Annotated in this window: 7 protein-coding genes and 1 pseudogene; 4 read left to right on the forward strand and 4 right to left on the reverse strand. The window is 60.8% G+C overall.

Annotation, left to right across the window (positions count from 1 at the left end):
• Nucleotides 1–144: 144 nt before the first annotated feature.
• A complete protein-coding gene (locus ACXYMO_RS01055; RefSeq protein WP_458876789.1) occupies nt 145–2,928 on the forward strand; it encodes a hypothetical protein in 2,784 nt (927 codons plus the stop codon).
• On the opposite strand, the gene ACXYMO_RS01060 is transcribed toward ACXYMO_RS01055, so the two are convergent.
• Nucleotides 2,929–4,287 carry a phosphatase PAP2 family protein gene (locus tag ACXYMO_RS01060; protein ID WP_458876790.1) on the reverse strand — a complete coding sequence of 453 codons (1,359 nt, stop codon included), beginning with the start codon at nt 4,285–4,287 and terminating at the stop codon, nt 2,929–2,931.
• A 75-nt stretch (nt 4,288–4,362) separates the two neighbouring features.
• A complete protein-coding gene (locus tag ACXYMO_RS01065; protein ID WP_458876791.1) occupies nt 4,363–6,162 on the reverse strand; it encodes an adenylate/guanylate cyclase domain-containing protein in 1,800 nt (599 codons plus the stop codon).
• A 475-nt stretch (nt 6,163–6,637) separates the two neighbouring features.
• Between ACXYMO_RS01065 and ACXYMO_RS01070 the strand changes: the two genes are divergently transcribed.
• Nucleotides 6,638–9,844: a reductive dehalogenase gene (locus tag ACXYMO_RS01070; RefSeq protein WP_458876792.1), complete on the forward strand. Its 3,207-nt coding sequence runs from the start codon at nt 6,638–6,640 to the stop codon at nt 9,842–9,844.
• Between the two features lie 101 nt (nt 9,845–9,945).
• On the opposite strand, the pseudogene ACXYMO_RS01075 reads toward ACXYMO_RS01070, so the two are convergent.
• Nucleotides 9,946–10,842, reverse strand: a pseudogene (locus tag ACXYMO_RS01075) (LysR family transcriptional regulator).
• 135 nt (nt 10,843–10,977) lie between these two features.
• Between ACXYMO_RS01075 and ygiD the strand changes: the two are divergent.
• Together ygiD and ACXYMO_RS01085 are read left to right on the forward strand one after the other, a co-directional pair.
• Nucleotides 10,978–11,802 carry a 4,5-DOPA-extradiol-dioxygenase gene (ygiD, locus tag ACXYMO_RS01080; protein ID WP_458876793.1) on the forward strand — a complete coding sequence of 275 codons (825 nt, stop codon included), beginning with the start codon at nt 10,978–10,980 and terminating at the stop codon, nt 11,800–11,802.
• A 150-nt stretch (nt 11,803–11,952) separates the two neighbouring features.
• Nucleotides 11,953–12,786, forward strand: a complete 834-nt coding sequence (locus ACXYMO_RS01085) for a beta-keto acid cleavage family enzyme (RefSeq protein ID WP_458876794.1) — start codon at nt 11,953–11,955, stop codon at nt 12,784–12,786.
• Between the two features lie 102 nt (nt 12,787–12,888).
• Here the strand turns inward: ACXYMO_RS01085 and ACXYMO_RS01090 are convergent, their stop codons facing one another.
• Nucleotides 12,889–14,007 (reverse strand): malate/lactate/ureidoglycolate dehydrogenase, encoded by a 1,119-nt coding sequence (locus ACXYMO_RS01090; RefSeq protein ID WP_458876795.1) that lies wholly within the window; start codon nt 14,005–14,007, stop codon nt 12,889–12,891.
• Between the last annotated feature and the right edge of the window lie 116 nt (nt 14,008–14,123).

A 14,123-nucleotide genomic window follows, 5' to 3' on the forward strand; every position in this document is an offset into this window, starting at 1 on the left:
TTGTCGGGATTGAAAACCGACCCGGCGGCGTGAGGTCGGGATGCAAAGCGCAGGCAAACCTATCGCGACGGGGCGAAATCGGTTAGGATGCCGCAATTCTTAAAGTTTATGTTTTCAGATTTTTTATCAAAGGGGAGCAATGCTGTGCCCGATGAAATTACGATCGAAAATCCCCCGTGGCCGCCTGAACCTTACAGTCATGACAGTTGGCCCGACGCCTGGTTGCGATTTGAGAACGAATATCCGGGGTCCGGCCGTCCGTCGCGTCTGGTTGGGCATGCGGACGTGCCTTATGAGGTCACAATTCAATCCGACAGCACGCCTGACGCAGCGGTGCTTGGGGCCGTTGCATCGAATTATCTTCGGCGGCTGAAAGATTTTCTGAAGAACAGGAATGACTTGGACCTGCCGAAAGGGTGGCCGCCGCATAAAAACGGGTCGCCCAATGCCGATGTCTGGCGCTGGCTGCCGGTTTGGCCACCGGTCGGGGGAGATGATGTTGGCGACAAGCCGCGGATCGCGTCTTGGAACCTTTCCAGAAATACCGCCAGCTATGCGCTGCCTGCGACGATCGTGATGGTCGCTGCCGAGGTCATACTGACTGATGTGGTGCTTTCGCCCAATATCGGCCTGCGGGTTCCAATGTCGGTGACGGCGACGGATGACGGGTACAAAGTGGCCATCCGGTCAATGACGGCTGAATTGCCCAAAGCCGGATACCGCAGTTATTCCGAAATAGTGTCGCTCGAACCGGACGACCCGGCGTATGTCCCGATCAATATTTTGACTGATTTGATCGGCCAGATTTCTGGCGGTGCGCGAAATGAAATCCTCGCATCCTCTGCCAATGTTGATCCCGATACAATCAGCTTTGATGAATATCGGTTTCCCGACGCCGAGGTCAGTCCCCAGTCTGAAGAAACTTCAGCACTCAAGGTCGTATTCAAGGCGCAAGGGGCCGGGACGCGGTATCCCGAACCGTTGAGTTATCAGGTTGTCAGCAAGTTTACGGTACGTGCCAACGGGTCAGAACCGCTCCCGCCCAGTAGCGAGACCTGTGCCCTGGTCACGCATGCGGGTGTCGGCGAGGCGGATATATTCCTGCAAACGCCGCCGGGGTGGTTCGATCCGGCGGAACCGGACGCCGAATATGACTGGATGCAACGGCAACCATTTCGCGACGATGACGTTCTCAAACGCTACCGTGTCCTGCAACCGGTCGGGAATTCCGAGGTCTCGACGCTCATGAACCCGGGCTTCAAGGTCCGCCTGTGTCCCGAATATGTGCCGCAAGACAAGCGGCCCCTCGGGAACACTGAAAAAGTCAAGAAAATCAAGCTGCCAGCTGGCAATGACCTGACGCCGCGCAGCGATGAATTTTCGGCCGTCAGTGCCTATGTTTACAGCCAGAATTTTTTTGATCTCTTGGCAAGTTACGGGATCGACCCGGAGACCTATGTTGTGCGGGCAAAAACCGATATTCAGATCTTTTACCGCTATGGCATCTATCCCGGACCCGGCCGCGACGGCAAAACGATCAACGCGCAGGTGGCGTTTGACTGCAAGAAAACGGACACCTTGCCGCAGATCCGGATGAACCTTGCGCTTGCGAACCTGAACCGTTGGAAGCGTCCGAAACTGCCAAATGGCAAATGGGGTTTGCCCGAACCATTGGGGATCGCGTCCAGCCGACGCTGGATTTTGCACGAGTTTGGCCACTACTTGCTGGCCGCACGCATTGGCAAGCTGGAGTTCGATTTCGCCCACAGTCCCGGAGATGCGATGGCGGCGGTGTGTTTTGACGTCGACTCGCGGTTGGCGGATCAGCGCGGCGGGGTCGCCGAAACCTTCAGGGGTGTCACCTATCCGTTTGTGTTCTCGACCCGGCGGCATGACCGGACCCCTTTGCTGGGCTGGGCCTGGTATGGCACGCTGAACCGTTCGGTCATCCAGAACCCGCCCAGCGATTGCGACCAGTTGAAGGGCTATCTGACCGAACAGATCCTGTCGTCAACGGTGTTCCGGCTCTATCGCGTTCTGGGGGGCGATACCATGGCCGGTGCGGAACCGGACCGCTACATCCGGCAGCGCGCATCTTTCATGACGCTGTTTCTGTTGATCCGGGCCATTGCCGGGCTGGCGCAATCACCTTCGACAGCCGAGATGCTGGAACTGGGGATGGAAGATGTCGGCCTGCTGATGGTGGATGATCTCGAAATGGTGCCCCAGCCGATGATGCCACCCGGATTGACCCCTCGGGATGTATGGCAGGGCAGCGTGACGCACAAAGCGGTGCGTTGGGCGTATGAGGCGCAGGGCATGTTCCCCGCGGACCGAACCGTGACCGACAACGGGATCGGGCAGGCGCCGCGCGTCGATATATACCTCAAGGATCGCCGCCCCGAGGCCGAGCAAACGGTTGGTGGAACGGTGCAATACGGGCCGGGCGCTTATACCCCTGTGTCTCTGGACTGGTCGGCGGGTGCGCAATGGCAGATGGCTGAAGGGCGACCTGTCGTCGGCAATCGCGGGAGTGAACGTGCCAGTCAGATTGCCTATCGGTTCTGGATCGGCCTCCTCTCGGGCGATCCGACGGATGACTGGGGCCTGACGTCGGACATCGAGTGGATACACGCAGGTACGCTTTCGGGTGATCCGGACCTTGATCCCGATACGACGGGACACCTGAGCGAGGCTGCGATCGTGAAAAAGATTGAAGAGAGTGCGCCCGCAGGCGGGGCCTCGCTGGTCGTTCTGATCGAGGCAAGTTGCCCGGACGACCGCGCCAATACGGATCCACTGGCCAATCTGGCCGTTGCCGTGCGCAATGGTGCGGGCGGTCTGAAGGACCTGCCCAAAACGGCGCGGCGGTTGACGGATCTGGTCGCCAATGACAACAACCTCGGCCTGCGGGTTGTCAGGTTCTGATTACCACGGCGTCGGCCATTCGCTTTTGGCGTGCTCGATGATGGTCATCAGCGTCGGGCAGTCGATGCTGCGATCCATCAGGTTGTGCCAGATCGCCCCGGCCAGATGACGGCTGCCGGTGGAATCCGACGGATAATGCACGCCGATCCGTTCCCGGTTCACCGCGATCCGATGTGCGATCGACAACAAGGGCGAATTGATTGGCTCGGTACCTTTGAGTGTGGCCCAAACCGGTTTCTCAAGCAGAGCGCCATCACCCGCGTTGGCATCGACAGGGACCACCCCATAGCGATACTCAATGCCGGGAATTTCCAGCAGAAGCAGCGATATCAGATGCGACAGGAACGAATGACCGCTGGGAAAAGCCGGATGCGCGGGCGGGCCGAAGGGCACCGTCAGACCCGGGCGCAAAATGGACGGGCGCACCCGTTTGTAATGTGCCTTGTAGGCCATATAGGCGACGTTGCCCAAAGACAGTCCGATATCGATCAGTTTCAGCGTGTAGGGGTGGTCGAACGAATTGGCCCCGATGAAGTGGATCAGATAGGCCGGTAATCCATCGGCCTGAATGTCACATTCGACCAGATAATTCTGCCGGTCGTTCTCCATGTAGTTCTTGAGTGCTTCCAATTCGCCTTGGATGATCGGGAACGCGCCCGGGTTGGTCGGGAGCCAGCCCAGATCATCCGGTTCCAGCCAGCCAAGTGCAAGTTCGTCAATCTGTGTTGGATGCCACTTCTCGTATTGTCCCGCGAATTCCAGCGCCGCCAGGGTGGCCGGTTCAGACCGGTCCGCCGCACGCAGCCATTCGGTGAGATGGCGGTCAAACGGAAGCGTCCAGAACCGCAGTTGTGGATCCCAGTCTTCGGTGGTCCACTCCAGCGGCGGCTTGCCCGGCTGATAAGGGTTGATGATGACGTCAAGAGGGAAGGGCGGGACACCGGCATTGTCCGGCGTGAAGTTGAGCGTCCAGGGCAAAAGCGCCAATTCGATGGGCGTTGCGTAATAGCTGCGGATCAGCCCGATGCCGCCGCCTGCGCCAACCGGGATAGCGGCGTCCGCCCCCAGGCCAAGGCCAAGGCCGTTCCCGAGGCCCAAGCCGTTGCCAAGCCCAAGGCCGAGTCCATTTCCAAGACCCAAACCGTTGCCAAGCCCCAGCCCAAGGCCATTCCCAAGTCCCAGACCATTGCCGAGTCCAAGGCCCAGACCATTGCCCAAGCCAAGGCCCAGACCACGCGAGGATCCCAGGCCCAAACCCAGCCCCAGGCCAAGACCGTTCGATGTGCCCAGGCCCAAACCTCCGCTTGCCCCCAGACCAGCAGCAGTTGATCCCGAAGACCCATTTCCATAATCGGCCATGACAAATTCTCCCTTTCTTCAATTACAGTTTCAAATTTCCTTCTAAAAAATCGTCGAGAATATCAGGTGTCCGGGCTAATCGTACGCACCGCATGCGCTCTGGGGCTCACTGATCTGAGGCAATCCGGCAGCGCTCAGACCGATGACGAGCTTTTCGCGGTTGTCCGGGTTTTTCAGGGGATACCATGACACAAATTCGTCAATCGAGAAATCGGGGTCCTCGGCCAGCAACTCCTGTGCGACCGCCTGCGCCTCGGCAATTTGGCCAGCCATTCCCAACGACGCGGCGAGGATTCTCAGATTGGCGACGAAATGCGGCTTGGCATGGCGGCCACGCTGCAACACCCTGACAGCCTCGTCATAGTCGCCCGCCACGAATTCGGCCAATCCACCCGCCGTCCAGAAGAAGAAATTCAGCGGATCGTAAGGCGTCAGCCGCCAGACGTTCAACAGCCGGTCACGGGCCTCGTCTCCGTGGCCGAGATAAGCGTGGCTGGTGGCGCTGAGCGCCCAGGCGATCGGCAGGTTCTCATTTAGGTGAAGCGCCTCGTCCAGCATTTCAACGGCCTGATAAGGCTCGCCTTCGATCAATCCCAGGATATGGGCGCGGACCGACAGGTTGAAGGCGTCGGTGGGGTCCAGATCAACAGCGCGCACCGCGTGTTCCATCGCCAGTCTGCGGTCTTCGGCGACATTGCTGGATCGACCTTCGGCGATGATGAAATTCAGACACCAGGCAAGATAGGCATGCGCCTGGGCATATCCGCTGTCCAGTGACACGGCCCGGGTCAGCAAGGCGCGGGCCTGACCATAACTCGGACCCTCCAGCCGGTAGAGCTCGGACAGGGCGCGCAGCACACAGTCATAGGCATCGAGGCTTTCAGTGGTGCGTGCGCCCAGTTTCGACATCTCGGCGCTTTGGACCTTGGGTTCAAGCGCGGCCACGATGCTTGAGGCAATGCTGTCCTGAAACTCGAACAGGTCCGACGTCAGGCCGTCGAACTTTTCGGCCCAAACGGTGCGACTGCGATCAACGTCGGTCAGTTCGGTGTTGATCCGCAAAATATTGGATTGCCGGCGGATCGATCCGGTCAAAAGGTATTTCACGCCCAGGGCCTGCGCGATTTCCTTTTGCGACTTGGTCGAGTCGCCGAACTGGAGCGTTGAATTCCGGGCCACCACGAACATGGCCCGACTGCGCGAGACCCCGGTGATGATGTCTTCGGTGATGCCCTCGCCGAAATAGCGGTCCTCATCGACGCCCAGCAGATCGCGAAACGGCAAGACCGCCAGTGTCGGACGGGAGGACCAGCTGGAGTGCGGACGCACCAACGCCGTGTCCGGTGTCTTTTCCTCGACTGCGAACACCCGGACGGGGCGATCTATGTTTTTCAGCGGTGGGGCGCCGAGGTCGCGAAAGGACACCTTGAGACGGCCGCGGACGATATCCCGGGTTAACTGGGTCACGACAATTTCGCCAGGCGCGGCAATTTCGTGAATACGGGCGGCGACGATCACCCCGTCGGATTGAATCGTTTCGCCGTCGTCGATGACATCGTCGACATTGATCCCGATGCGGATCTGCATGTGATTGCGGTCCGCGGGCAGGGCGCCCATTTCCTTCTGAACCGCGAGTGCCCAGGAAATGGCTGCGGTCGCACTGGGGAATTCCGCCAGAACAGCGTCGCCCGCTTCGTTGATGTACTTGCCTGAAAATCTGTCCATTTGGGGGTAGAGGACGGTTTCGCGCAGTTCCGCCCAATGTCGGATGGTGGCCTCGCCATCGGTGTCCATATGGCGCGTATATTGGGCAACATCCGCGAAAGCGATGGCGGTAAGCCGGTAGGTCAGAGGATTGGTGGCCCGGTCAATCATCTCAGATCAAAATCCAGTCTATTTTGGAAACAATATTCTTCTCAATTAATTATTGTTCTTGCGGCGATGTGACCGCGACCACAGGCGTCTGGACCGCGGACAAGGTGCCCATTCAGGGTAGCCGCCAGCTTCGGTCTTCTACAACATCTTTTTCAGAACGTGTTTTTATGATTTTTTGTCAATGCCTTGCGTGCTGTACTTGGAGCATTTTCTCAGACCTGATTCAGCCCAAAAAGATGTCTTTTTGAGTGTAGCAATCCTGCGCCAGACCGTGTTGCCGCTGTCGTGGGGCCGCAGGGCATACCTGTTTGGCGCCCCATCAGATTGAGGAGGCACGAGACGGCGCGCCGGGTTGTCAGGCCACGCAGGGTTGCGATGCCGGGGGAGACCTGAAAATGTTCAGTAAGACGACCGATCCATACTCTGCGCACCCGATACGCGCGTTTTCCAAAAAGGCTTTGGGTCCATTGATCCCATGAGATTGTTTTCGAATAAGAAAAGGCCGGTACACGCGGGGCCCTATCCGTCCGAGCTTCTGGCGCGGCGTAATGATCTGCCGGACCTGTCGGATGTGCCAGCGCATAAAGCGCTGTCATTCGAGCGACCGGATGATCCGCGCTCGGTGGTCAATGCGATGGGCGAATATCAGGCCATGCTTGATGCGATCCGCCATGGCCCCTCAAACGCACAGCGGGCCAGTTGCCCCGACGACGCTGCCGAACGCGCCGCCCATCTCAAGGCGTTCGGCTATTTCGCGGACGCGGCGGTTGTCGGAACCTGCCTGTTGCCCGCAGCGGCCGTGCTGGAAAAGCCCCATCGCAACCGCCAGATTGACCGCCTGGCACATGCGCTGAAGACCCGGCAGACCAAGACGCTTGCCTCGGGCATCGACATGATCATGGCCGATCTGAAAGAGTCGATGGAGGCGCCCCCGTCCACCATGCAGGGCCACACACACGCGGTTGTCTTCTTGTACGAGAACCCGCGCATGCCGCAGGAAGGTGAGCCGGGAACAGCGTGGATACGCGACGCGCAGGCGCATCGGGCCGGGTTGTTGGCGGCAGAAACCGCGGTGGTGGTGGCCAATTACGTCCGGCTTTTGGGGTTCGATGCGCGGGCGCATACGGTGTCGGACGCGGATGTGGACCTTAATCGTCTGGCCGTGGCAGCCGGGCTTGCGACCGTTGAGGACGGCGTGCTGACCCATCCCTATATCGGCGCCAGGTTTGGTCTTGCAGCGGTGACGACCTGCTTTGAAATCGAACCTGACCTGCCGCTTGTCCCGCAGGCCCAGCAGCCAAAATCAGCTTTTGGCCTCAAGTGGCGGCTGGGTGGTGCATTCGAAAAGAACGCAACGAACGCGGTGCCTTATGAAGGGCGCCGTTTCGTAGACGGTGCGCATCCCTTCGAGACGCTGAAACGTGTCGATGCCCCCACCACCTATATTGATGAACCGCGTGTGGCCCGGGTGCCCAAGCGCGCCGACCTGTTCGCCCGCGCGCAGTTCGGCGACATGGGCAAGGCGGTGCAAGAGGGCGCAACCGGCGGATTTTATGCCCGCAAGGCCGCACCGTCGATGGCGCAGCGGCGGGCGCTCGGGGCCTTTGTTCTTTTGCAGGACGGCGCGCCAGCTGCGCAAAAGGTGACCCTGTCCCCAAAGGAGGCCGCGGAACTGGTCAAGGCGACCTCGTACTGGCTTGGGATCGACGCAGTGGGCATTTCGCGCTGCCCGGACTGGACATGGTACAGTCACGACGCGCGTGGAGACCCGATCACGCCGCCGCACGATCAGGCCATCAGCATGATCATCGATCAGGGCTATGAGACGATGGAAGGCGCCAGCGGCGATGACTGGATCAGCGTTGCACAGTCGATGCGGGCCTATTTGCGGTTTTCGCTGTTGGGCGGTGTCATTGCGCAACAGATCCGCAACCTAGGCTATAGCGCCAAGGCGCACACTGTTCTGGATGGAGAGGTCCTGCAACCGCCCCTGTTGCTGTTGTCCGGGTTGGGCGAGGTCAGCCGGATCGGTGAGGTCATCCTGAACCCGTTCCTTGGACCGCGGCTGAAGTCAGGCGTCGTGACGACCGATCTGCCGATGGAACAGGACAAACCCATCGACTTTGGCCTGCAGAAGTTCTGCGAAAGTTGCAACAAGTGCGCCCGTGAATGCCCGTCGGGGGCAATCACGGCCGGGCCGAAACTGGTGTTCAACGGGTATGAACTCTGGAAGTCGGACAGCCAGAAATGCGCGACCTACCGGATCACGACGGACGGGGGCGCCATGTGCGGGCGCTGCATGAAGACCTGCCCATGGAACCTCGAAGGGCTGTTTGCCGAAAGGCCATTCCGCTGGGCCGCAATGAACTTGCCCGCCGCCGCGCCGGTTTTGGCCAAGCTGGACGATGCGGTCGGCAACGGGGCGCTGAACTCGGTGAAAAAATGGTGGTGGGACCTCGAACTGAAAGAGGACGGCGGGTACAAAACGCCATCGAACCCGGTGAATGCCCGATCGCTCCAGAAAGACCTCGATCTGAAATACGAGGATCAGACGCTGGCTGTCTATCCGGCGAACCTTGCACCGCATCCATGGCCCTATCCGTTCCCGATGGACCGCGAAGCCGGGATCGAGGCGTATCAGGCGATGGTCACCGCCCGCGAATACAAGGCCCGGCTGACCCAGGGCACACTGGACGAGGTTGCGCATATCTACACCGCCGACGGGGAAAGCCCGGTCATTCAGGTCGTGATCAGCAAGGTGCAGGTCATGGCAAAGGGTGTCACGAAGTATGAATTTCGCGCCGTCGACGGCAGCGACCTGCCCGCATGGCAGGCGGGGGCCCATCTTGATATCGTCGTCGCGCCGGAATTCTTGCGCCAATACTCCATGTCGGGCGATCCGGCGGATCGCTCGCTCTATCAGGTCGGCGTGCTGAGGGAGGATCACGGGCGCGGCGGGTCGAAACTGATGCACCGGATATTTTCCGAGGGGCGGCGCATTTTCATCTCCCGGCCGATCAATCATTTCCCTCTGGCCGCGGACGCAACCCGAACGATCCTCATGGGGGGCGGCATTGGCATCACCCCGATGATCGCCATGGCGCATGAATTACACGCGGGGGGGCGGGATTTCGTGCTGCATTATTCCGGCCGATCCCGATCCACGATGGGATTTCTTGAGGATCTTGCCCAAGTCCCCTGGGCCGATCGTGTGGTGCTTCATGTTTCCGACGAAGGCAGCCGCGCGGATCTGGGGGAAATTCTCAAGGGCTATGTGCCGGGGTGGCATGTTTATACCTGCGGCGCGGATCGCTATATGTCAGCGGTCACGAAAGCGGCCGAAGGTGCGGGGTTTCCCGACGAGGCGCGGCATCTGGAGTATTTCTCGGTTCCGGAAGAGCCGGAGTACCAGAACCATGACTTCACGCTGCGCCTTGTGCGCTCCGGGCGCGAACTCCGTGTTCCGGCAGACAAGACCGCCGCCGATGTCCTGTTGGAAAACGGCGTCCACGTAGACGTGAAATGCGCGGACGGGATCTGTGGCGTCTGCAAGTGCGGTTTGGTTTCCGGTGATGTCGAACATCGCGATTTCGTCCTGTCCAGGGCGCAGCGCGCGCAGGAGATCATTCTGTGCAAGTCGCGGGCGGCGGAAAAGGACGGCGTGATCGAAATCGGCCTCTAGGGCACAAGGGCCAACCGTGCCCCCCGCGCGCGGATCAGTCTGGTGTCTTGGGCAGGAGCGTAGTCGCTAATGCAGACACGGGCCCGGGCGACTTGGGTCGGTCAGAGGATGTCCGCCGTCCGGAAATCCTGGGCCGCGAAATCGATCAATGCGCGGACCTTGCGGGGCAGGGTGCGCCCCTCGAGGTAAATCGCGCTGACCGGGTTCTGTTCGCCTTGGTACCCCTCCAGAAGGGTGACCAGACGCCCCGCTGCAAGATGATCACACACCGCAAATCTGGGAGCGTAGGCGATGCCATACCCCGCCGCGGCAAGATCGCAGGCCGCGCGCGCCGAATTCACCAGAAACCGGCCCTTGACCGTAACCGGGATCGGGCCGTCCGGCCCGTGCAGCACCCAGCGCCGCGGAGAGCGTCGGTTGGTGTCCAAGATGCCGGCATGATCTGCCAGATCCGCCGGGGTCTGCGGCATGCCGTTGCGGGCCAGATAGTCGGGGCTTGCGGTCAGAACGGTCTGAAATGCGCCAAGCTTTCTGGCCTTGATCGATAGGGTGTCGGTCACGCCGACGCGAAATGCCAGATCAATGCCATCGGCGGCCAGATCGACGTACCGGTCGCTCAGCCTCAGATCGAGGGTGAGGTTCGGGTTCTCGGCGGCAAACCGTCCGAGCATACCGGCCACATAAGCCTCGCCAAAGGTGACAGGCGCCGAAATCCGAATGACCCCCGACAGCCCGCGCGACCCTTCGGACACCCCGCTCAGCAGATCGTCCAGATCATCCAGAAGGGCAGGCGCACGCGCCAGAAGGTCTTCGCCCGCCGGTGTCAGGCCGACCTTACGGGTGGTTCTTTGAAACAGGCGCACGCCCAGCCGCGTTTCCAGTTCGGCGACGTACTTCGAGGTCAGGCGATTTGACACGCCCAAGTGATCCGCCGCCGCGGTGAACGACCCGGTTTACGCCGTAGCGACAAAGGCCCTGAGTTCATCGACGATATCCATGGCACCCTCATTAAGAACAATTTGTGGATATTCATTCCATGCCTTCGCCATTTTGTTCTGGAATGGCAAGTCGTATCTTCCTTTCACAAACACACCCGCTGCACAGCATCCCTGCGCCATTTGAGGAGAGACCGGATGAGCCCAACCCCCACCCTTGATCAATTGCGCGACAGCCTGTCACCAAGCGATCGCATGCCGTTGGTCTTTCTCGGGCATGGCAGCCCGATGAACGCGATCGAGGACACGGCGTTCAGCCGCGCGTGGTCGGATCTGGGGCGCACCCTGCCGCGCCCCAAGGCGATCCTCGTTGTGTCGGCCCATTGGATGACCCGCGGCACAACCCTCGTCGACGTATCGGATATGCCGCGCACGATCCATGATTTCCACGGCTTCCCGGATGCGCTTTTCGCACAGAAATACCCGGCCCGCGGCGCGCCGGAACTGGCGCGCGACGTGGTGTCCCTGCTGGCCAGTCACAGCGCCCAGGAGGACGACACCTGGGGCCTGGATCACGGGGCCTGGACCATTCTGAAATTTCTCTACCCCAAGGCCGATGTGCCGGTGTTCCAAATCTCGATCGACATGTCCAAGGGGCTTGATCACCAGCTTGAAATTGGCAGGGCACTGTCGGATTTGCGGGATCGCGGCGTGCTGATCCTGGGGTCGGGCAATGTGGTTCATAACCTGCGCGCGATGAATCATGGCGGACAGCCGCAGGATTTCGCCGTCGCCTTCGACACGCTCTTTGCGGACCGTTTGACCGACCGGGACTTTGCCGCCCTGGCCGATCGCGAGGGGTTGGGGTCGCTGATGCAAATGGCGCACCCTTCGGTCGATCACTATCTCCCGGCCCTCACCATTGCCGGCGCGTCCGATGATCGGGATGCGCTGACATTCATGACCGACGATATCGATCTGGGGTCGATCTCTATGCGGTCCTTTGTCTTTCACCAGGCCTGAGGGCACTTGGTAATGCTTGTCGATGGCAAATGGATGGAAGACTGGCAGCCGGTGCAGAAGACCGATGTACCGAAAGGCCGTCATCGTCCTGCCATCCTGTCCTGCATTTTGGGCTGGCAAGGTCGGGGCGCCGCGGGCTAAAACCATCGCATGACACATCCTTGCATTATCTGCGTGGCGATTACCGGCTCGCTCCCCACCAAGGCCAACAACCCGGCCGTCCCGATCACCGTCACCGAACAGGTCGAAAGCACGCACGAGGCCTTCGAGGCTGGCGCCACGATCTGCCACGCGCATGTACGCAACGATGACGAAACCCCGTCATCGGATCCCGAGAAATTCGCCCTGCTCAAGGAAGGTCTGGAAAAACACTGCCCCGGCATGGTGATCCAGTTCTCCACCGGCGGTCGGTCGGGGGCGGGGAAAACGCGCGGCGGTATGCTGCCATTGCGCCCCGACATGGCCTCGCTTTCGGTCGGGTCCAACAATTTCCCGACGCGCGTCTATGAAAATCCGCCGGATCTCGTGGACTGGCTGGCGGCGGAAATGATCAAATATGACGTCAAGCCGGAAATCGAAGCCTTCGATCTCTCCCACATCCTGAAAGCGGCGGACATGCACGCGGCAGGTCAGATCGCAGATACGCCCTATGTGCAATTCGTGATGGGCGTGAAAAACGCCATGCCAGCGGATCGCCACGTGTTCGACTATTACATCCAGACGGTCGAGCGTCTGTTCCCGGGCGCGCCATGGTGCGCCGCCGGGATCGGGGCCAAACAGATCGTTCTGAACGAATGGGCCATTTCCGCCGGCGGACATGCGCGCACCGGGCTTGAGGATAACGTGCGCCTCGATGCCAACACACTTGCGCCTTCGAACGCCGCCCTTGTGCGACGCGCGGCTGAGCTGTGTGCAAAATACGAACGCCCGGTGGCGGACTGGAAAACCGCCCGCCGGATCCTCGGTCTGCGTCAGCCGGCCTGAACGGGACCGGCTGGCAACAGCTCAACGGTCTTCATCTTGCCAATAAACTCCGGGGGAGGCGCCCGTTAACGGGCGACGGGGGCAGCGCCCCCGATCCACCGCTCAGCCCGAAACGACCCCACCCATCTCACACATCTGCGCGCGCGTCAGACCGACGGTTTCCCCGGTCTCCAGCAGCTGACCCCATGTGCCCGTATCCACGGGTATGCCTGTCGCCTGTCGCAGCTCGCGGGCACGGCGCTCGGGGTCCCCGGGCATCATCACCGCCTCGGTGCCCGGCGCCGGTGGTGACGCTTTGACCCAGGCGACATAGCGGTCGTAATCCTGCGCGAAATCCGCGCCGGCGCCAAACACATCCGGATCGATCAGCACGGCCATCATGTTGTTGACGATGCGCCCCGTGACAACGCGATCGGGCAGGTGCGCCCCACCGCCACTGAAGGCGCCGCCCAGAATATCGCCCAGCATGGCGAGGCCAAACCCCTTGTGCTGGCCAAAGGTGGTCAAGGCGCCCTTGGGTTCTTCGAACATCACCGAAGGGTCGGTGGTTGCGGCCCCGGTGGCATCGATCAGGGCTCCTTCGGACACCTGTTTCCCGGACAGATGCGCCACGCGGGCCTTACCGTGGGCGATGGTGCTGGTGGCCATGTCCAGCAGGAACATCGGCGTTGTTTCCGTTGCCGGAATGGCCGTGCAATAGGGATTGGTCGAAAACCGTGCATCGCTGCCGCCAAAGGGCGCGACGAGGGCGTTGGGTGACAGGACATTCACATAATGGGTCGAGATGAATCCGGCACTGGCCGCCATTTCGGCCCAGTCGCCAATGCGTCCGATGTGAAAGGCATTGCGCAGGGACAAAAGCGCGAAATGATGGCTGCGCGCTCGCTTGATCGCCAGCTCCATCGCCTGTTCGGCGACGACCTGCCCAAACCCCCGCTGCCCGTCGACCAACAGGAACGATCCCTTGTCCTGAACCACTTCGGCTGTGCCATTCGGGTTCAGTTCCCCGGCCAGCAGCCCTTCGACATATTTTGGCACCATGCCCACGCCGTGGCTGTCGTGTCCGGTCAGATTGGCGATGATCAGGCGCTCGGCTACGCGCCGGGCCGTTTCGCCGTTGCCGCAAGCCTGTTCAAGGATGGCGGCGGCGACTCGGGTCAGGCGGTCATGTGAAAACTTCATCGGGTCTATCCAGTCCTGGGGCGTGATGTGCCCGTGCATTTGGCGGGGCGGGCAGGGGCAAGTCAATCGCAGGCAGGTGCCCGGCCGCATGACAGGCTTGCCATAAGGCGGAACTCCATCAAGACTGGAACACAGGCTTTTAACATATGAAATAG

The sequence above is a fragment of the Arenibacterium sp. CAU 1754 genome (assembly GCF_054482635.1).